We start from the raw sequence: 19,133 nt of genomic DNA on the forward strand, positions 1-19,133 counted from the left end.
CTGAGGCGGGTGGGGCGGCAGGAGTTGAGTACGGATACTCATGTCCCGGGCCAACTGGATCGGGCACGATGCTCACCGTCAGTGAGCTTGTGCGGAAGGGTTCTTGTGTCCATGGTCCGAAACAACGTCAGGATTCCCCTCGTGGTCGGCGCGGCGGCGATGGCCGCGGCCGTCGTCGCCGGGTGCTCCTCCGACCCCGGAGCGGGGTCGGGAACCGGCCCGGGAGCCGTCCCCGACAAACCGTCCGCGACCTCGGGCGGCGCCGGCTCCCCGGGTGCCGCCCCGACGTCCACGCCGACGCTCCAGGCGTCCGGCGCCCCGGCGTTCGGCTCGCCCAGCAGTGCGCCGACCGGCCCGCCGATCCCCACCGGAGCCGCCCTGCGCGAGCTGCTGCCGACCGCCGCCACGCTGCCCGCCGGGTGGCGGATCGAGGGCAACGGCAGCGAGAACGACTCCGGCACCTACGTCCTGGAGGAGCCGGCCAAGCCGGTCCTGCCCCAGGAGCCGTGCACCCAGATGCGCCTCGCCGGAAGCGTCCTCTCCCTGGACTACAGGGCCTCGGGCGCGACGAACGAGGTCTACGACGGCGAGAACAGGGTCGAGGTCTACCTGGGCGCCTACCACGCCGGCGACGCGGCCAAGCTGCTCGGCGAGATCCGGGCGTACGCGGACCGCTGCACGTCCTTCACCGGCAAGGGGATCGACGGGAAGGCGATTCCGCTGACCGTGACGCTGCAGCCGGTGCCGGGGCTCGGCGACGAGGCCGTCGACGTCAAGAAGGTGCCCCAAGGCCCCTACCACAGCGAGGAGATCGTGGTGACGCGGCTCGGCGACCGGCTGCTGTTCCTCAGCGGCGACAACATCCTCGGCCGGCTGCCGAACCTCATGCAGCTGGCGGTGCCGCTGTCGAAGACCGCCAGGTGAGCGTCGGATGAGCGCCGGGTAGTCGGCCCACCCGGGACGACGAGCCCCCGGGGCGGTGGCGCCGGCGGCGACCTCGGCGTCACCGCCCGCGGCGGAGCGCGAGCCCGGACAGGCGCGCCCGCCGCGGCTCAGGGCAGCCGGGAGTACGGGGGCCGGGCGTCGTCCGGAGCCCCGTGGTCGCTGGAGACCAGCAGGAGCACCGTGGCGCGCCGGGCCCCCAGCGAGCGCAGCCGGTGGGGCGTGGTGGCCTTGAGGTAGACGCAGTCGCCCGGGTCGAGCGTGATCGCGCGCGACGGGAGGACCAGTTCGACCCGTCCCTCGTGGACGAAGACGAACTCCTCGCCGGGGTGGTCCCGGAACGGGGCGGGGCCGTCGTCGAGCGGCGGGTAGAGCATGAACGGGGTCATGCCCTTGGCGCCGGCGTCGAGCGCCATCCCCTCGTAGCGGGTGCCGGGCTCGTCCGGGGCGGTCAGGGCCTGACGCTCCGCGGCCCGGGTGACGGTGACCTCGCTCAGCTCCTCGGCCTCGGCGAAGAGACTGTCCAGGGGGACTTCGAGGGCCTTGGCGAGGGAGGCGCACACGGCGATCGAGGGAACGCTCTGGCCGCGTTCGACCTTCGACAGGTAGCTCTTGGTGACGCCGGACCGCTCGGCCAGCGCCTCCAGGGTCATCAGCCGTTCCTTGCGCAGCTGCCGCACCCGGTTGATCACTGGTTCTTCCTCTCCCGTGCCATCCACCTCCGATGACACACCGTGTCCTCTGGCGGGCCATGCTACGCCGCGGCGCCGCCGGCCCACCCGGGAGGCCCCGCCGGCCGTCGCCCCGCCCACCCTCGCGACCCGTATCGCACTCGCCGCTCTTGTCCCAGGAAACCTTGTGTCCTATGGTGAACAACGTTTCCTCCGGAGCCGCGGCTCCGGACACAGGCCTGGCCGCCGGGGCGAGGCCGGAGAACCGGAGCACACATGGCGAACACCCTGCAGGACTCGAAGGACGTCCTCGTCGACCGCGCCGCGCGGCAGATGGACCGGCACTTCGGGGACTCGACACTGACCACGCGCCAGAAGCTGGCGCTCACCTGCCGGATCGCGTACGACGGCGGCCACGACTCGGGGCTCGCCGGGCAGATCAGCTCCCGCGGGCGCGAGCCGGGCACCTACTACACCCAGCGCCTGGGCCTGGGCTTCGACGAGATCACCGAGGACAACCTGCTCCTGGTGAACGAGGACCTGGAGGTCCTGGAGGGCACGGGCATGCCCAACCCCGCCAACCGCTTCCACTCCTGGATCTACCGGGCGCGCCCGGACGTCAACTGCGTCATCCACACCCACCCGCTGCACACCGCCGCACTGGCCATGCTCGAAGTCCCGCTGGTGGTCTCCCACATGGACACCACACCGCTGTACGACGACTGCGCCTTCCTCAAGGACTGGCCGGGCGTGCCGGTCGGCAACGAGGAGGGCGAGATCATCACCGCCGCCCTCGGCGACAAGCGGGCCGTCCTGCTGGCCCACCACGGCCAGCTGGTGACCGGCTCCACGATCGAGGAGGCGTGCACCCTGGCGCTGCTCATCGAGCGGGCCGCCCGCCTGCAACTGCTGGCGATGTCGGCGGGGACCATCCAGCCCCTGGACCCGGCGCTCGCCCGCGAGGCCCACGACTGGACCTCCACCGACCGGCGCAGCCGGGCGAACTTCGCGTACTACGCGCGCAAGGCACTGCGCACTCACCCCGACTGCGTCAACGGACAGGTGGACCTCTGATGACCAATCCGCCCCTGCAGGGCATCATCTCCTACCCGGTCACCCCCTTCGACGCCGCCACCGGCGAGGTCGACCTGGCCGCACTGCGCGGGCTCACCGGCGACCTGGTCGCCGCCGGCAGCCACGCCGTCGCCCCGCTGGGCAGCACCGGCGAGAGCGCCTACCTGACCGGGAAGGAGTGGGACGCGGTCTGCGAGACCACCCTGGACGCGGTGGCCGGGCGGGTGCCCACCCTCGTCGGCGTCTCCCACTGGAGCACCGAGGGCGCCGTCCGCCGCGCCCGGGTGGCCGCCCGCCACGGCGCCACCGCGATCATGGTGCTGCCCCAGGTGTACTGGAAGCTGACCGCGGACGAACTCGCCCGGCACTACGACGAGGTGGCCCGCGCCACCGACCTGCCGATGATGCTCTACAACAACCCCGGCACCAGCGGCGTGGACCTGCGCCCGGAGACGGTGGTCGCGCTCGCCCGGAAGATCCCCAACCTCACGATGGTCAAGGAGAGTTCGGGCGAGGTGTCCCGCTTCCGCGCCATCCGGGAGCTGTCCGACGGAGAGCTGTCCGTCTACAACGGCAGCAACCCGCTCGCCCTGGACGCCTTCCGCGCCGGAGCCGCCGGCTGGTGCACGGCCGCCCCCTGCCTCGTCCCGCAGCCGGTGCTTGAGCTCCACGCCGCGGCCGTCGGCGGACAGCAGGAGCGCGCGGACGCGCTGTTGCGGGAGCTGCTGCCCTTCCTGCGGTTCATCGTCCGGCACGGCCTCCCCCGGACCGTCAAGGCGGGCCTGGAGATCCGGAACCGCCCCGCCGGGCCGCCCCGGCCGCCGCTGCTGCCACTGCCCCCGGAGGAGACGGCGCAGCTGCGGGAGCTGCTCACCGGCCTCCTCCCGCCCTCCGCCGCCTGACGGTGCCCGCCCCCACCGGCTCCCCTGTGCGAGGACACCCGTCCCCGCACAGGGGAGCCGGCACCACCAGGGCCTACTGGTCGAGCCGGACGGTGGCGACGGTGTCCCAGCAGATCCGCCACCCCGGCAGGTCCGCACCGGGCACCGGGACGCGCCGCCAGAACACCTCGTTGACGATGATCCGGTTCACGGTGAACGGGGCGTGGCCGGGCCGGACCCGGTGGATGGCCTGCGCCAGCTCGTCGCTGTCGGTGTCGGCGGCCGCGTAGGCGGCGGTGGTGTGGAGCACACCGAGCGGGTACGCGGTGGAGTCGGGGCCGAAGACCCGGTGGACGGCGCCGCGGACGCGGTGCTGGAGGGCGGCGAGGTCGCCGTCGGGGTGCAGGTCGAGGCGGACGCCGGTGCGGTAGGCGAGCGGCGAGCCGGCCTGGAGGGCGATCGGCCCGCTCCCGGCCACCGCGGCCCGCAGCCGGTCGGCGAGGTCGCGGCGTTCGGCGTCGGTGACGGCGTCCGCCGGGGCGGAGGTGAGCATGTCGAGGGTGATGTGCGTCCGCTCGTCCGGCACCGGCAGGACGGGGAAGCCGGCCAGGGCCTCGCGCAGGCCGGCGAGGAGCGTGTGCAGGGCCGAGCCCGCCGGCAGGTCGGGCAGGGCGTACACCTGGAGGGCACGCAGGCCACCCGGCCAGGGCCGCTGTCCGAAGGTCGGGTGGAACGCTTTCACGTCGCCTCCTGCTGATCCGGTTCGGTGGCGGCCCGGCGGGGCGGCGGCCCGTCCGGGGTGAGGCTGTCGACCGTACGACGGGGTTCAGCGTACGGGCGGATCCCCCGCTCCGTACCGGCCCCGGCGTCAGGCGTCCCGGCGGGACAGGCCGAGGGCGGCCAGGGTGAAGGCGACGGCGAGGTAGCCGGCCAGGGCGGCGAAGCAGCCGACCGGGCCGAGGCGGTCGGCGCCCGCCGACGCGACCGTGGTGCCGAGGCCCTCGAAGACGCTCTGCAGGCCGAACCGTGACACCCCGTCGCCGAGCGGTGCCAGCAGCACCGGGGAGAGGAAGAACAGGCCGAACAGGGCGGCGACCGCGCCCGCCGTGTGACGCAGGACGAAGCCGAGCGCGAGGCCGAGCAGGGCGAAGGCGGACAGGAACAGGCCGCAGCCGACCACGGCGCGCGCCACGCCCGGGGCGCCGAGCGGGACGGCGAGGTGCCGGCCGCTCAGGGCGCGCCGGCCGAGCAGGAAGGTCAGGAAGGCGAGCAGCTGCCCGAGCAGCGCCGAAACCCCGCCGACCACCAGGGCTTTGGCGACGAGCACCTGGCCGCGCCGGGGCACGGCCGCGAGGGTGGTGCGGATCTGGCCGGTGGTGTACTCGCTGGAGGCGGCCAGCGTGCCCAGGGTGCCGACGGCCAGCACGGCGACGTAGAAGCCGCCGGAGAAGCCGTAGCGGACCGGATCGAAGCGCTCGCGTTGCTCGGCGCTCCAGGAGGCCCAGTTGTCGGCCGCGCTCGCGTAGTCGATCAGGCCGATGAACAGCGCGGCGGCCAGGGCCACGGCCGCCGCGAGCGGGGTCGCGCGGACGCTGCGCAGCTTGACCCACTCCCCGGCCAGGGCACCCCGGGTGGTCGGTGCGGTGCTCATGCGGTCCTCTTTCCGGGAGACGTGACGGAATCCGTGGCGGGAGTCGTGACGGAAGGCGTGGAGGTGGCCCGGTAGTCAACCGCGCCGCCGACGGCATCCATGAAGGCCTGCTCCAACGAGGCCTGCCGGACGGCGAGTTCGTGGACACCGATACCGTGCCCGGCGGCCAGCTCGCCGATGGCGGACGGCTCCAGGCCGACGACGGCCAGCGCTCCGGCGGGCTCCTCGCCGACGGAGGCCGCCCCGGCCGCGCGCAGCAGCCGGGCCAGCTCCGCCGGACGGGCGCAGCGCACCAGGACGTCGGTGCGGGCGTACTCGGCGAGGAAGTCGGCCGTCGAGCCGTCCGCGACGAGCCGTCCGCGCCCGATGACCACCAGGTGGTCGGCGGTGAGGGCCGTTTCGCTCATCAGGTGCGAGGAGAGCAGGACGGTCCGTCCTTCGGCGGCGAGGTCGCGCAGGAGGGTGCGGATCCACTGGACGCCTTCCGGGTCCAGTCCGTTGACGGGTTCGTCGAGCAGCAGGACGGGCGGGTCGCCGAGCAGGGCGGCGGCGATGCCCAGGCGCTGCTTCATGCCGAGCGAGAAGCGCCCGGCCCTGCGCCGGGCCGCCGTCGCCAGACCGGTGAGTTCCAGCACCTCGCGGACCCGGCGGGGGCCGATGCCGTTGGTGACGGCGAGGCCGAGCAGGTGGTGGCGGGCGGAGCGGGCGGGGTGGACGGCACCGGCGTCCAGCAGCGCGCCGACCTCGCGCAGCGGCTGGCGCAGCGAGGCGTACGGGCGGCCGTTGACGGTGGCCCGTCCCGCGGTCGGGGCGTCCAGGCCGAGGATCATCCGCAGGGTGGTGGACTTGCCGGAGCCGTTCGGTCCGAGGAAGCCGGTGACCTGGCCGGGGTGGACGGTGAAGGTGAGTCCGTCCACGGCGAGGGTGCCGCCGTAGCGCTTGCTGAGGTCGCGTACCTCGATCATCGTGCTGCCTTTCCTTGTGGCGTGCCTCCACGCTCCCGTCCGCGCCGGGGGCCCGGCCTCCCACCGTGGGCGGAATCCCGGCATCGGACGGGGGCCGGTCTCTGCCCGTGGTCGTAGGCCTGGGGGGCGATGCCCCGGCGGCGGGCCGCCGCTAGCCTGGGGCGATGTCCGACATCCCGCGCCCGCCGGTGACCGGAAGGCTCCGCCCCGGCCACTGGGTTCTGGTCGACCTGGCGGTCTCCCTGGCCCTGACCGTGCTCACCTGGCTGCGGGTGCTGGACGCCTACCGGGTGTTCGACCCGCACCACCGGGGCTACGCCGAGCCGACCGCGACCGAGCTGGTGACGGTGCTGGGGTGCGTGGTCGTCGTCGGCGCGGCGGCCGGCCTGCGGCGGCTCGCGCCGGTGGCCGCCGCCGGGGTGGTGTTCGCCGCCTGGGTGGTGGTCGTGGCGGTGGCCGGACGGCTGACCATCGCCAACCTGGCCGGGTTCCAGGTGGTGTTCGCCGCCACGATGACGGTCTACCTGGTCGCGGCGGTCGGCGCGCCGCGGATCGGCGCGGCCGCGCTGGCGTTCGGGCTGGTGGGCGCCGGGCTGAGCGGGTTCGGCTCGCGGGAGCTGTGGAACAACCTGGTGTTCGCCGCGCTGGCGGTCGTCACCGCCTGGGCGCTCGGCAGCGCGGCGGCCCGCTACCGCGCGTACGGGGCGGAACTGCGCCGTCACCAGCTGGACCTCGCCAGGGCCGAGCTCGCGGAGGAGCTCGCCGAGGAGCGCATCCGACTGGCCCGGGAGCTGCACGACGTGATCGCGCACAGCATGAGCGTGGTCAACGTCCAGGCGGGGTACGGCCGTTTCGTGATCGGCCGGGATCCGGCGAAGGCCGAGCAGGCACTGGACGCCATCCAGGCGGTGAGCCGGGACGCGATGGTGGAGATGCGCGGCCTGCTCACCGTCCTGCGCGGGGCCCCGGCCGAAGGCGCCGACCGTGGAGCGGGCGCCGAGTTCGCCCCCGCGCCCCGACTCGCCGACCTGGAACGGCTGGTGGCCACCAGCGCGGAGGCCGGGGTGCGGGTCGAGCTGAGGGTCGGCGGCCGGGTACGGCCGCTGTCGGACGGCGTCGAGCTGTCGGCGTTCCGGATCGTCCAGGAGGCACTGACCAACGTGGCCAGGCACGCGCGCACCGACTCGGCCCGGGTGGACGTGGCGTACGAGGAGGACCGGTTGGTACTGGAGGTGACCGACCCCGGGTGCGGCACCCTAACCGGTGCCGGGACAGGCGAGGGGCACGGCCTGGCCGGGATCGCCGAACGGGTCGGCCTGTACCGGGGCCGCCTGGAGGCCGGGCCGGGCCCGGACGGCGGCTTCCGGGTCCGGGCCGTCCTGCCGCTGGCCGAGGCCGCCGTCGAGGCCGCGTCATGACGGCGGCCGGGGAGCGCCCCGCCCCGCCGATCCGGGTCGTGGTCGCCGACGACCAGGCGCTGGTCCGGGCCGGCCTGGCCGGGATCGTGGCCGCCGCCGACGGGTTCACCGTGGTGGGCGAGGCCGCCGACGGCGCGCAGGCCGTCCGGCTGGCCCGCGCCGAGCACCCGGACGTGGTCCTGATGGACATCCGGATGCCGGGCACCGACGGCCTCGCGGCCACCCGGCGGATCACCGCCGAGAGCGGCGTACGGATCCTCGTCCTCACCACCTTCGACCTGGACGAGTACATCTACGGCGCGCTGCGCGCCGGAGCCTCCGGCTTCCTGCTCAAGTCCACCCCGCCCGAGGACCTGCTGACCGCGATCCGGGTGGTCGCCGCCGGGGAGGCGCTGCTCGCCCCGAGCGTCACCCGCCGGCTGATCCGCGCGTTCGCCGCCGCCTCCACCGGCCCCGCCGAACCGCCGGCGGACCGCGACGGCGAGCGGCAGCGGGTCCTCCAGGCCGTCACCGGACGGGAGTTGGAGGTGCTCACGCTGATCGGCCGCGGGCTCACCAACACCGAGATCGCCGAGCGGCTGTGCGTCAGCACAGGCACGGTCAAGACCCACGTCGGCCACCTGCTGGCGAAGCTCGCCGCCCGCGACCGCGTCCACCTGGTGATCACCGCCTACCGGGCGGCCCTGGTCGCCTGACACCCGCCCCGGGCTCCTGGACCCCGCCACCCGTGACAGCGGGTGATGACGCTACTCGGCGCAGCGGGTTTGCCGCCCGTCAGCGGGCCCGGAACGCTGGGAGCCCGGGGGGAGCCACCCGCCACACCAGGAGTCCCCGCAGATGTCCCCGAAAACCGTCGCCGCCCTCGCCGCGGGCCTCGTCGGCACCATAGCCCTCGCCCACGTCGCCTTCGCGGGCGCCCCCGTCACCCTGAACATGGCCACCGGCAGCGCCGAGTGCACGCTCACCTGGGCGAAGCCCGGCATCACCTTCAAGGCCCTCACACCCGGCGGCAACGCCGCGTCCTTCCGGGACGTCGACGCCACCGGGACGGTCACCATCGACCTCACCTCCGTCGGCAACCCCGTCACCCTGGCGAACTCCGTCTACATCCGGACGGCGGCCAAGGGCGGCTTCACCCTGACCGACGCCTCCGGCCACTACGTGCAGGTCTCGAACCTCGAAGGCAGCCTCTCCGGCGACAGCACCTTCGTCGTGCAGACCAGCAGCGACCCCGCCGGCACCCGCCTCCCGGTGTACAACATCCCCACCCGGCCCCGGATCAGCCCGGACGTGCAGTCCGTGCTGCCGCCGCGCGTCAACCTCGCGCTCTCCGACATCTGGATGAGCGTCCTGCCCGAGTTCGCCACCGTCATGAACCAGACCTTCGGCGACGGCACCCTCCGGCCCGGCGACCAGCTCGGCACCTGCACCGCCCGGACCACCTCCTGACGCGGCCGCCACCGGGCGATACCGGGGCGCCGACCGGGTACAGGTGACGGGGGCGGCCCCGCCCCTGACCCGGCGTCCGGGAGGAAACCCCATGTCCGCACCGTTCCAGCACCGCCGGTTCGCCGTCGACGACGACGGCAACGACCTGGGGTACCTGCTGTCGCTGCCGGACGGTTACCAGGACGGGCCCGGGCCGTGGCCGCTGCTGCTCTTCCTGCACGGCGCCCTGGAGCGCGGCGAGGACCCGGCGGTCCTGGCCGCGCACGGCCCGGTCCGGCAGATCGCCGAGGGGGCGAGGCTGCCGTTCGTGGTGCTGGCCCCCCAGTGCCCGGCCCACAGTTCCTGGGTGGCGGAGCTGAGCAGCCTCGCCGCCCTCCTGGCGGAGGTGGAGCGGGAGGTCCGGATCGATCCGGACCGCCGGTACGTGACCGGCCTCAGCATGGGCGGCACCGGCTCGTGGGCGCTCGCCGCCCGGTACCCGCGCCGGTTCGCCGCCGCCGTACCGGTCTGCGGCTCCTGGCTTCGGGAGTCCGCACCGCGCCTGACCGCCGTCCCCGTCTGGACCTTCCACGGCGAGGAGGACGAGGTCATCCCGGTCTCGCACACCGAGCGCCTGGTCGACGAGCTGCGCGCACTGGGCGGCCCGGTGCGGTTCACCCGCTACCCGGGCGTCGGCCACGACTCCTGGACCCGGACGTACGACGACCCCGAGGTCTACGACTGGCTGCTCGCCCAGTCCCGCCCCGGCGATCCCACCCTCCGAACGGTCCCCGCCCCCACCGCGGCCGCCGCGGACAACCACGTGGAACCCGCTTAGGCCTATGGCCAAGGTCCGCTCGCCCAGGGCCCTCGGCTGACGCCGGTCCACCTGGGCGTTGATCGTCTGTCTACCGCCGTCACGCACGATCGATCCCGCAGAGCGCGCCCCACACGTTCACGGGCGCGAACGGACGAGAGAGGCACACGGGGACATGAAGACGACGAAGAAGCTGCGGCACACCGTGCTCGGGATCGCGGCCGGCATGCTGGCCCTGGTCGGGACGGTGGCGTCGGCGGGGACCGCGCACGCCGACGGCCCGCCCGCCGCGTACCTGGACGAGCCCGGCATCCTCTACCGCGGCGGCCACATCGAGGCGGGCGACACCCAGCTGGTCCTGCAGAACGACGGCAACCTCGTCCTCTACCGGGCCTACCAGGACCCGAGTCTCGTCCACGCCGTGTGGCAGGCGCCCAAGACCTGGGGCTGCGGCTACAAGGCGATCATGCAGGGCGACGGGAACTTCGTCGTCTACGACGTCAACAGCCACCCCTGCTGGAGCGCCGACACCTTCAAGCCAAGTTCCCTGGCGAAGGCCAGCCTCGCGGTCTCCGCCCTCGGCGGCCTCAAGGTCGTCTTCGTCAACCCCAGCGGCGGCCGGAGCATCAGCTGGGCGACGATCCGCAGCTCCGACCTGTACTAGGCACGGTGTCGGCGGTCTGCCGGTGGTGACGGTGATCCATCAGCGGTCTGTGGGTGGCGCGTTGTTCATTGGCCGGGCGGTGCGTCGCCGACGACGCACCGCCCGAGCCGAAGGAGCCCCCGTCATGTCCTCCACCCACCCCAGCCGGCCGTGGGACGTCCACCGGCTGCCCTCCGCCGCCGGCAGGTCCTTCCTGGTCACCGGGGGCAACGCCGGGATCGGCTACTTCGTCGCGGAGCAGCTCGCCGGGACCGGGGCCGTCGTGGTGCTGGGAAGCAGGGACGGGGCGAAGGCCTCGGCCGCCATGGCCTCGATCCGCTCCCGCGTCCCCGGCGCGCGGCTGCGCCACCTCCGACTGGACCTCGCCGACCTGGCGTCCGTGCGGACCGCCGCGGACGGTCTCGGACTCGACCGCCTCGACGCGGTGGTCCACAACGCCGGTGTCGCGCTCGACGATCCGCCGCGGTGCACGACGAAGGACGGCCACGAGCTGATGTTCGGGGTCAACCACCTGGGGCACGTCGCGCTGACCCGGGCCCTGGCGCCCCTGCTGTCCGCGGCGCCCGCCGCCCGGGTCGTGACGGTGGGCAGCTTCGCGGCGCGCTCCGAGCGGCTGGACCCGGACGACCTCCAGTCGGCCCGGGACTACCGCCCGAAGCGCGCCTACGGCCGGTCGAAGCTGGCGCAGATGTCCTTCGCCTTCGAGCTCGACCGCCGCCTGCGCGCCCGCGGCAGCACCGTGCTCAGCCTGGTGGCGCATCCCGGCGGCGCCCTGGACTCGCTGACCCCGGCCCGCCCGGGGGTGCACGCGGCGACCCGCGGCAGCCGGCTGCGGGGCGCGCCCGCCGGGCTGCTGCTCCAGGGCAAGGACCGCGGGGCCTGGCCGATCGTCCGGGCCGTCCTGGACCCGCGAGTGCGCGGCGGACAGCTGTGGGGGCCCAGGGCCTTCGGCCTGCGCGGCGCACCGGAGCTGGAGCCGGTCCGCGCCCACATGACCGATCCGGCCCTCGCCGCACGCCTGTGGGACGCCAGCTGCGAAGCGGCCGGCGTCGAGCCCGACCTGGCCCTCCTGTAGCGGCGGCTTCGTCCCGGCGGCTCCCCCGGTGCCCGTCCCTCCCAGGAGGTGGCAGGGCGCGCGCGCCGGGGGGACCCTGGAGGGGGCGGCCGGCTGCCCCGCGCGGAGCCGAGGAGGTTGACCCGTGAGGTTCATCCAGATCATCGAGTACCGGACGAGTCGGATCGACGAGTTCAACGCCCTGATCGACAGCTGGGTCGAGAAGAACGCGGGCCACCGGCTGGCGACCCGCTCGCTGCAGACCCGTGACCGCGACGGCGAGAACGTGTACCTGAACATCGTGGAGTTCCCCTCGCACGAGGCGGCGATGCGGAACTCCGACCGCCCTGAGACCTCGGAGTTCGCCGCTCGGGCCGCCGCCCTGTGCGACGGGCCGCCGGTGTTCCGCAACCTCGACCTGGTGAACGAATGGACCTTCCAGGCCTGAGCCGACGCACGGACGCCGTACGGACAGGCGGCGGGGACGGCGGGATTCCGGTCGGCCGGTAGATTCGCTCCCTCACCACCGACCGAGGGAGCCCCCGTGCCCGACCGGCCCAGCCTGCTGTACGTGACCGACCTGGCCTACCCCGCCCGCGGCCGGCGCTACGGCGACGAGGACGTCCTCCTCACCTCCCGGCTGCGGGAGCACTTCGACCTGGCCCTGTGCCACCCGCTCGACGCCCGGGCCCTGATGGGGCGCTTCGACGGGGTCGTGGTGCGCAACAGCGGCCCGGTGCTGCACTACCGGGAGGAGTACGCCCGGTTCCGCTCCCAGGCGCTGGCCGACGGCGTACGCGTCTACAACCCGCTGACCGGGCGGGGCGACATGGCCGGGAAGCGGTACCTGCTGGACCTGACCGCGTCGGGCCACCCGGTCATCCCCACCGTCGACCGGCCGCAGGACCTCGACCGGCTGCCCGCCGCCGAGCGCTACGCGGTCAAGCCCGAGGAGGGCGCCGACAGCATAGGCCTGCGCTTCCTCACCCGTGAGGAGCTGGACGGCGTCGAGTGGGGCGAGGTGCTGGTCCAGCCGCGGATCGACTTCCGGTACGAGGTCTCGTTCTACTTCGTGGACGACGCCTTCCAGTACGCCCTCCACACGCCCGACCCGGCCCGGCGCTGGGTCCTGGAGCCGTACGAGCCGAGCGCCGCCGACCTCGCGTTCGCCCGCGGCTTCGTCGACTGGAACACGCTCGCCCACGGGATCCAGCGGGTGGACGCCTGCCGCGCGCCGGACGGGCGCCTGCTCCTGGTCGAGCTGGAGGACCTCAACCCCTACCTCTCCCTCGACCTGGTCGCCGACGAGGTCCGGGAGGGCTTCGTCCGGGCCATGGCGGACTCGCTGCGCCGCTTCCTGGACTGACCCCGACCGCGTACGCCGCCGCCCCGGGAATCGCCTCCCGGGGCGGCGGCGTAACCGGTCGGGCCCTCAGCAGATCCGCGGCAGCTGCTCGCCCATCGGCAGGTCGACCACCCGGGTGCCGCCGAAGCCGGTCCGGGCGACGACCATCCCCGGGTGCTCCGCGACGCACTCGCCGATCACCACCGCCTCCGCGCCGAGCGGGTGGGCGCGCATGGCGGCGAGCACCGCGTCCACCGAGAGACGCGGGACGAAGGCGACCAGCCGGCCCTCGTTGGCGATGTACATCGGGTCCAGGCCCAGCACGGCGCAGGCGTTGGCCACCGGCTCCGGGACGGGGACGGCCCGTTCGCTGAGCACCACGCCCACCCCGGCGGCGACGGCGATCTCGTTGAGCGCCGCGGCCAGGCCGCCCCGGGTGGGGTCGCGCAGCACGTGCAGGTCGGCGGTGGCCGCGAGCATCGCCTCGACCAGGCCGCCGAGCGCCGCGCTGTCGCTGCGCACCTCGACCCCGAACTCCAGGCCCTCCCGGACGCTCATGATCGCCACCCCGTGCAGCCCGATCGGCCCGCTGACGATCACCACGTCGCCGGGGCGGGCGCGCTGCGGCCTGATGTCGACCCCGGCCGGGACGAGCCCGATGCCGGCGGTGTTCAGGTAGACGCCGTCCCCGTGCCCGGCCTCGACCACCTTGGTGTCCCCGGTGGCGATCTCGACCCCGGCGGTACGGGCGGCGGCGCCGAGCGCCCGGGCGACCCGGTCCACCACGGCCATCTCCACCCCCTCCTCCAGGATGAAGCCACAGGACAGGTAGGCCGCCCGGGCCCCGCTCATGGCGAGGTCGTTGACCGTGCCGTTGACGGCGAGGTCGCCGATGCAGCCGCCGGGGAAGAACAGCGGCCGCACCACGTAGGAGTCGGTGGAGAAGGCGAGCCGGGCGCCGCCCAGCTCCAGCACCGCGGAGTCGCCGAGCCCGGCGAGCACGGGGCCGCCGAAAGCCGGCGCGAACAGGTTCTCCACCAGCTCGGCGGACATCGCCCCGCCGCCCCCGTGGCCCATCACCACCCGGGGGTGGTCGCGCAGCGGCAGCGGGCAGCTCCAGCCGGAGAAGTCGGGCCGCTCGGTACCCGGGTCCGTGCCCGGGTCGGCGCCGGGCCCGCTGAGCAGTTCGGTGTCAGCCAACGCGACCCGCCTCCTGAGGCTCCTGAAGCTCCCGACGTTCCTGCGGCTCCTGGGCCCGGACGGACGTCCCCGGTACGCCCAGCCGCCGGTACAGGTAGTACGCGGCGCACGCCCCCTCGCTGGACACCATCGTGGCGCCGAGCGGCGTGCGCGGTGTGCAGACGGTGCCGAAGGCCTCGCACTGGTGGGGCTTCAGCAGCCCCTGCAGCACCTCGCCGCTGCGGCAGGCGGCGGGTTCGCGGGTGGTGATCCCGCCGACGTCGAAGCGGTGCTCGGCGTCGTGGTCGCGGTAGCGCGGGGAGAGCCGCCACCCGCTGCGCGGGATCACGCCGATGCCCCGCCAGGGACGGTCGGCGACCTCGAAGACGTCCTCCAGCATGGCGCGGGCCGCCGGGTTGCCCTCGGGGCGGACGGCCCGTGGGTAGGCGTTGTCGACGGTGTGCTCGCCGCGCTCCAACTGCCGTACGGTGCGCCGGATTCCCTCCAGAATGTCCAGCGGCTCGAAGCCGGTGACGACGATCGGCACCCGGTGGCGTTCGGCCAGCGCCGGGTACTCGGCGGTGCCCATCACGCTGCACACGTGCCCGGCGGCGAGGAAGCCCTGGACCCGGCAGTCCGGCGAGTCCATGATCGCCTCGATCGCGGGCGGCACCCGGACGTGCGAGACCAGCATGCTGAAGTTGCGCAGCCCCTGCTTCCTGGCCAGGTGGACGGCCATGGCGTTCGGCGGGGCGGTGGTCTCGAAGCCGATGCCGAAGAAGACCACCTCCCGGTCCGGGTTCTCCCGGGCGATCCGCAGGGCGTCCAGCGGCGAGTACACCACCCGGACGTCGCCGCCCTCGCCGCGGACCCGGAACAGGTCCCGGTCGGTGCCGGGCACCCGCAGCATGTCGCCGAAGGAGCAGAAGACCACACCCGGCCGGGCCGCGATCGCCAGGGCCCGGTCGATCATCTCCAGCGGGGTGACGCACACCGGGCAGCCCGGCCCGTGGATCAACTCGACCTCCTCCGGCAGGAGTTGGTCGATGGCGTGCCGGATGATGCTGTGCGTCTGGCCGCCGCAGACCTCCATCAACGCCCACGGCCGGGTGACCGTCACCCTGATGTCGGCGATCAGCCCGGCGGCCAGCTCGGGGTTGCGGAACTCCTCCAGGTACTTCACCGTCCGGCCTCCTCAGCCTCGGTCCCAGAGCCCGCCGCCGCCCCGGCGGCCTCCCAGGGATCGCCGAACTCCTCCTGCAACAGCCCGAGTTCCTCGAAGAGGGCGAGGGTGCGCCGGGCCGACTCCTCGTCCAGGCGCTGCAGCGCGAAGCCCACGTGGACGATCGCGTAGTCCCCCACCACCAGGTCCGGCAGGTACTCCAGGCACACGTCCTTGACCACGCCGCCGAAGTCCATCACCGCCATCCTCGCCCCGTCCCGCTCCCCGATCTCCGTCACCCTGCCGGGCACAGCCAGACACATCCGCTCTCACTCCTCCCGGGTGGCCGTCGACCGGGCGGCCACCATCAGCTGGCCGAGCGCCAGACCACCGTCGTTGGGCGGCACCCGGCGGTGCCGCAGTACCGTGAATCCGTCCTCCCCGAGGCCGCTCGCGCAGGCCGAGGAGAGCAGTGCGTTGGCGAAGACCCCGCCGCTGAGCGCCACCGTGGTGGTGCCGTACCGGTCCCGGACGGCCGCGCAGCTCCGCCGGACCAGGTCGGCCACCGCACGGTGGAAGCGGGCGGCGACCAGGCCCGCGGGGGCGCCCGCGGTCACGTCGGCGACCACGGCGGCCAGCACCGGCCCGGGGTCGGCGGTCCAGCCGCCGGCCCGCGCCGACAGCCCGAACGCGTAGCCGTCGTCCACCCGCACCGTCGACCCGGCCCCGGGGCCGTCAACGCGGCCGAACCCGCAGGCCGTCGCCTCCAGTTCGATCGCCGCCTGGGCCTCGTACCCGGCCCGGTGGCAGACCCCGGCGAGCGAGGAGACCGCGTCGAACAGCCGCCCCATGCTGGAGCTCGGCAGGCAGTTCAGTCGCCGCTCCAACTGCTGTTCCAGCAGGCCGAGTTCCGCCGCTCCGCAGGCCCGGACCGACGGCAGCTCCGGCTGCCAGGGCAGCCCGGCCGCGCGCAGGTGGGCGAGCGCCGTCCGGTACGGGCGCTCGACGGCCGCGTCCCCGCCCGGCAGCGGCACGTACCCGAGGTGGGCGAGGCGGCGGAACCCGTCGTAGTCGGCCAGCAGCACCTCGCCGCCCCAGACCGCGCCGTCCGCGCCGTAGCCGGTGCCGTCGAAGGCCACCCCGAGCACCGGGCGGCTGCCGTCCAGTCCGTGCTCGGCCATCACCGCGGCGATGTGGGCGTGGTGGTGCTGCACCCGGTGCACCGGCCGGCCGGCGGCGGTCCGCTCGGCGTGCCGGAGCGAGCGGTAGCCGGGGTGCCGGTCGGCGACCAGCAGTTCGGGCCGGACGCCGCTGACCGTGCCGAGCTGCTCGACCGCCCGGTCGAAGGCCCGCAGGGTGGCCAGGTCGTCCATGTCGCCGATGTGGCCGGACAGCCAGGCGTAGCCGTCCCGGGCCAGCGCGAAGGTGTTCTTCAGGTCGCCGCCGACCGCCAGCGCCGGGCGCACGGGCACCGGCAGCGGGATCGGCAGCGGCGCGTACCCGCGCGAGCGGCGCAGCGGCAGCTGCTCGCCGTCCACCACCCGCACCACCGAGTCCTCGCAGGGCACGTGGATCGGCCGGTCGTGGCCGAGCCAGCCGTCGACCAGCGGGGCGAGCCGCTCCAGCGCCTCCCGGTCCTCGGTGACGATCGGCTCGCCGGAGAGGTTGGCGCTGGTCATCACCAGCAGGTCCGGCCCGGGGGCGGCGAGCAGCAGGTGGTGCAGCGGCGTGTACGGGAGCATCACCCCGAGGTCGGGGCTGCCCGGGGCCACGCCCTCGGGCACCGGCAGGCCGGTGCGGCGCAGCAGGACGATCGGCCGGACCGGACCGGTGAGCAGTTCCCGTTCGACCGGGTCGACGGGCAGCAGGCCCTCGACGGTGGCGAGGTCGCGGGCCATCACGGCGAAGGGCTTGCGGCCGCGCCGCTTGCGCCGGCGCAGCAGGGCGACGGCCGCGGCGTCGCGCGCGTCGCAGGCGAGGTGGTAGCCGCCGATGCCCTTGACGGCGAGGACCGCGCCGTCGGCCAGCAGCCGCCGGGCCTCCGCCAGGGCCTGCTCCCCGCCGAGGTCGGGGCGTCCGGGCACGGTCAGCGCGAGCCGGGGCCCGCAGGCGTGGCAGGCGACGGGCTGGGCGTGGAAGCGGCGGTCGGCGGGGTCCGCGTACTCGCGGGCGCAGTCCGGGCACAGCGGGAAGCCGGCCATGGTGGTGTTGGCCCGGTCGTACGGCAGGCCGGTGACGATGGTGTGCCGGGGGCCGCAGTTGGTGCAGCTGATGAACGGGTGCCGGTGGCGGCGGTCGGCCGGGTCGGCGAGTTCGGCCAGGCAGTCGGCGCAGACGGCGGTGTCGGGCGGGATCAGGGTGGCGCGGGCGCCGTCGGGGCGGGAGGAGACGATGCGGAAGCCGGTGGCGCCGGTGGCGGCGAGCGGCGCGTGCTCCACCGCGTGCACCTGGGCGAGCGGCGGCGCGTCGCCGGCCACCCGCCGGCAGAAGGCGTCCAGCGCGTCCGGGCTGCCCTCGACCTCGACCAGGACGCCCTCGCCGGTGTTGGTGACGGTGCCGGCCAGTCCGAGTTCATCGGCCAGGGTGTGGACGAACGGCCGGAAGCCGACCCCCTGCACCAGGCCGCGGACGGCGACCCGCCGCCGCTCGCGGTCGAGCCCGGGGTGGGCGGCCGTCACGCGTGCTCCCCCACGGCGGAGCGGCCGTGGTCGTGGCCGTGGTCGTGATCCTGAGAGTGCCCATGGTCGTGGTCGTGAGAGTGCCCGTGGTCGTGCGGCGCCGCCGCGGCCATCACCGGCCGGTGCGGCCGCGCCCCGGCCAGGACGCCGAGCGCCCGGTCCAGCAGCGCCCCGACGCCCTCGCCCGTCCGGGCCGAGGTGTTCAGCACCTCCACCCCGGGGTTGACCCGCTGGACGTTGGCCAGGAACGCCGCCTCGTCGAACTCGGCCGCCGCCGCGAGGTCCGTCTTCGTCACCAGCACCAGGTTGGCCAGCCCGAAGGCCGTCGGGTACTTGAGCGGCTTGTCCTCGCCCTCGGTCACCGAGGCCAGCACCACCCGCAGCGTCTCGCCGAGGTCGTAGGAGGCCGGGCAGACCAGGTTGCCGACGTTCTCCACGAACAGCAGCCGGCAGTCGTCCGGCAGCCAGCCGTCCAGGTGCCCGGCGAGCATCCGCGCCTCCAGGTGGCAGAGCCCGTCGGTGAGCACCTGCTTCACCGGGGCGCCCGAGCGGGCCAGCCGGCGCGCGTCGTTCTCGGTGGCGAGGTCGGCGGTCAGCGCGGCGACGGGCACCCCGCGTCGCCGGGCGAGCCCCAACTCGGCTTCCAGCAGCGCGGTCTTGCCGCTGCCGGGGCTGGACAGCAGGTTCACCGCGACCGTCCCCCGTGCGGCCAGCGCCGCCCGCAGTCCGCGGGCGCTGTCGTCGTTGCGGGCGAGGACCGCCTGACGGAGGTCGACCGTGCGGCACATCGGCATCAGCCTTTCTGGTTCGGCCCGGACGTCAAAGCTCCTGGGCCCACTCGACGTCGAGGATCTGCAGCTCGCGGCCGGACAGCAGTTCCACGCCGCCACCGCCGGAGCAGCTCGGGCAGCCGAGGTCCGGCGGCATGCCGACCGCCCACTCGACCGCGCAGGGGGCGCAGCGGGCCCGGGCCGCGACGGACTCGGTGTCCAGCGCCGCGCCCGCCACCAGCGTTCCGGCGCAGGCGAGTTCGAAGCAGAAGTCGAGGGCCTCGGGCACCACGCCGGCCAGCTCGCCCACCCGCAGCCGCACCCGTGCCACCCCGGGGGCCCCGTGTTCGCGCGCGGCCGTGTCCACCTGCTCGACGACGGCTTCGGCGATCGACATCTCGTGCATGGGTCCCTTCCCGGAGCGGGCGGCAACG

Annotated in this window: 21 protein-coding genes; 11 read left to right on the forward strand and 10 right to left on the reverse strand. The window is 74.6% G+C overall.

Annotation, left to right across the window (positions count from 1 at the left end):
* Window positions 1–111 precede the first annotated feature (111 nt).
* A complete protein-coding gene (locus ACWDD9_RS06420; protein ID WP_449810949.1) occupies window positions 112–924 on the forward strand; it encodes a hypothetical protein in 813 nt (270 codons plus the stop codon).
* A 128-nt stretch (window positions 925–1,052) separates the two neighbouring features.
* On the opposite strand, the gene ACWDD9_RS06425 is transcribed toward ACWDD9_RS06420, so the two are convergent.
* Window positions 1,053–1,634, reverse strand: coding sequence for a helix-turn-helix domain-containing protein (locus tag ACWDD9_RS06425; RefSeq protein WP_074002663.1), 582 nt, complete (start codon window positions 1,632–1,634; stop codon window positions 1,053–1,055).
* A gap of 255 nt (window positions 1,635–1,889) precedes the next feature.
* On the opposite strand from ACWDD9_RS06425, the gene ACWDD9_RS06430 reads away from it, so the two are divergent.
* Together ACWDD9_RS06430 and ACWDD9_RS06435 are read left to right on the forward strand one after the other, a co-directional pair.
* Window positions 1,890–2,687 carry an aldolase gene (locus tag ACWDD9_RS06430; RefSeq protein ID WP_049649115.1) on the forward strand — a complete coding sequence of 266 codons (798 nt, stop codon included), beginning with the start codon at window positions 1,890–1,892 and terminating at the stop codon, window positions 2,685–2,687.
* On the forward strand, window positions 2,687–3,589 hold the full coding sequence (locus tag ACWDD9_RS06435; RefSeq protein ID WP_375877741.1) for a dihydrodipicolinate synthase family protein: 903 nt from the start codon (window positions 2,687–2,689) through the stop codon (window positions 3,587–3,589). Before ACWDD9_RS06430 ends, ACWDD9_RS06435 begins: the two co-directional genes overlap by 1 nt.
* A gap of 73 nt (window positions 3,590–3,662) precedes the next feature.
* On the opposite strand, the gene ACWDD9_RS06440 is transcribed toward ACWDD9_RS06435, so the two are convergent.
* The 3 genes from ACWDD9_RS06440 to ACWDD9_RS06450 form a co-directional block, all read right to left on the reverse strand.
* The gene (locus ACWDD9_RS06440; RefSeq protein ID WP_375877740.1) at window positions 3,663–4,310 is read right to left on the reverse strand and encodes a 2'-5' RNA ligase family protein; all 648 of its coding nucleotides are present in this window, start codon (window positions 4,308–4,310) and stop codon (window positions 3,663–3,665) included.
* A 126-nt stretch (window positions 4,311–4,436) separates the two neighbouring features.
* The gene (locus ACWDD9_RS06445; RefSeq protein WP_449810950.1) at window positions 4,437–5,219 is read right to left on the reverse strand and encodes a hypothetical protein; all 783 of its coding nucleotides are present in this window, start codon (window positions 5,217–5,219) and stop codon (window positions 4,437–4,439) included.
* On the reverse strand, window positions 5,216–6,184 hold the full coding sequence (locus ACWDD9_RS06450; protein ID WP_449810951.1) for an ABC transporter ATP-binding protein: 969 nt from the start codon (window positions 6,182–6,184) through the stop codon (window positions 5,216–5,218). Before ACWDD9_RS06450 ends, ACWDD9_RS06445 begins: the two co-directional genes overlap by 4 nt.
* A gap of 164 nt (window positions 6,185–6,348) precedes the next feature.
* Here ACWDD9_RS06450 and ACWDD9_RS06455 point away from each other — a divergent pair, with 164 nt between their 5' ends.
* The 8 genes from ACWDD9_RS06455 to ACWDD9_RS06490 all read left to right on the forward strand — a co-directional run bounded on the left by ACWDD9_RS06455 (window position 6,349) and on the right by ACWDD9_RS06490 (window position 12,931).
* Window positions 6,349–7,602, forward strand: coding sequence for a sensor histidine kinase (locus ACWDD9_RS06455; protein WP_449810952.1), 1,254 nt, complete (start codon window positions 6,349–6,351; stop codon window positions 7,600–7,602).
* Window positions 7,599–8,297 (forward strand): response regulator, encoded by a 699-nt coding sequence (locus ACWDD9_RS06460; RefSeq protein ID WP_449810953.1) that lies wholly within the window; start codon window positions 7,599–7,601, stop codon window positions 8,295–8,297. The genes ACWDD9_RS06455 and ACWDD9_RS06460 overlap by 4 nt, the downstream gene beginning before the upstream one ends.
* A 142-nt stretch (window positions 8,298–8,439) precedes the next feature.
* Window positions 8,440–9,051, forward strand: a complete 612-nt coding sequence (locus ACWDD9_RS06465; RefSeq protein ID WP_049649109.1) for a hypothetical protein — start codon at window positions 8,440–8,442, stop codon at window positions 9,049–9,051.
* A 91-nt stretch (window positions 9,052–9,142) separates the two neighbouring features.
* Window positions 9,143–9,868, forward strand: coding sequence for a carboxylesterase family protein (locus ACWDD9_RS06470; RefSeq protein ID WP_449810954.1), 726 nt, complete (start codon window positions 9,143–9,145; stop codon window positions 9,866–9,868).
* A 154-nt stretch (window positions 9,869–10,022) separates the two neighbouring features.
* Entirely contained in the window at window positions 10,023–10,511 is a 489-nt protein-coding gene (locus ACWDD9_RS06475) for a hypothetical protein (protein WP_387825383.1), read from the forward strand.
* A gap of 124 nt (window positions 10,512–10,635) precedes the next feature.
* Window positions 10,636–11,586, forward strand: a complete 951-nt coding sequence (locus ACWDD9_RS06480; protein ID WP_449810955.1) for an SDR family NAD(P)-dependent oxidoreductase — start codon at window positions 10,636–10,638, stop codon at window positions 11,584–11,586.
* A 124-nt stretch (window positions 11,587–11,710) separates the two neighbouring features.
* Window positions 11,711–12,013: a hypothetical protein gene (locus ACWDD9_RS06485; protein WP_117485848.1), complete on the forward strand. Its 303-nt coding sequence runs from the start codon at window positions 11,711–11,713 to the stop codon at window positions 12,011–12,013.
* Between the two features lie 96 nt (window positions 12,014–12,109).
* Complete coding sequence (locus ACWDD9_RS06490; protein WP_449810956.1) at window positions 12,110–12,931, forward strand: hypothetical protein; 822 nt, start codon at window positions 12,110–12,112, stop codon at window positions 12,929–12,931.
* A 66-nt stretch (window positions 12,932–12,997) separates the two neighbouring features.
* On the opposite strand, the gene hypE is transcribed toward ACWDD9_RS06490, so the two are convergent.
* The 6 genes from hypE to hypA are packed head-to-tail and all read right to left on the reverse strand — an operon-like array spanning window position 12,998 to window position 19,105.
* Window positions 12,998–14,095, reverse strand: a complete 1,098-nt coding sequence (hypE, locus tag ACWDD9_RS06495) for a hydrogenase expression/formation protein HypE (RefSeq protein ID WP_449811064.1) — start codon at window positions 14,093–14,095, stop codon at window positions 12,998–13,000.
* 7 nt (window positions 14,096–14,102) lie between these two features.
* Window positions 14,103–15,272, reverse strand: a complete 1,170-nt coding sequence (hypD, locus tag ACWDD9_RS06500) for a hydrogenase formation protein HypD (RefSeq protein ID WP_449810957.1) — start codon at window positions 15,270–15,272, stop codon at window positions 14,103–14,105.
* Window positions 15,269–15,574, reverse strand: coding sequence for a HypC/HybG/HupF family hydrogenase formation chaperone (locus ACWDD9_RS06505; RefSeq protein WP_449810958.1), 306 nt, complete (start codon window positions 15,572–15,574; stop codon window positions 15,269–15,271). Before ACWDD9_RS06505 ends, hypD begins: the two co-directional genes overlap by 4 nt.
* Window positions 15,575–15,580: 6 nt before the next feature.
* Window positions 15,581–17,929, reverse strand: coding sequence for a carbamoyltransferase HypF (gene hypF, locus ACWDD9_RS06510; RefSeq protein ID WP_449810959.1), 2,349 nt, complete (start codon window positions 17,927–17,929; stop codon window positions 15,581–15,583).
* Window positions 17,926–18,717 carry a hydrogenase nickel incorporation protein HypB gene (gene hypB, locus ACWDD9_RS06515; RefSeq protein ID WP_449810960.1) on the reverse strand — a complete coding sequence of 264 codons (792 nt, stop codon included), beginning with the start codon at window positions 18,715–18,717 and terminating at the stop codon, window positions 17,926–17,928. The genes hypF and hypB overlap by 4 nt, the downstream gene beginning before the upstream one ends.
* A gap of 31 nt (window positions 18,718–18,748) precedes the next feature.
* Window positions 18,749–19,105, reverse strand: coding sequence for a hydrogenase maturation nickel metallochaperone HypA (hypA, locus tag ACWDD9_RS06520; RefSeq protein WP_375873133.1), 357 nt, complete (start codon window positions 19,103–19,105; stop codon window positions 18,749–18,751).
* Window positions 19,106–19,133: the final 28 nt, after the last annotated feature.

This window comes from Kitasatospora sp. NPDC001119, from assembly GCF_053598475.1.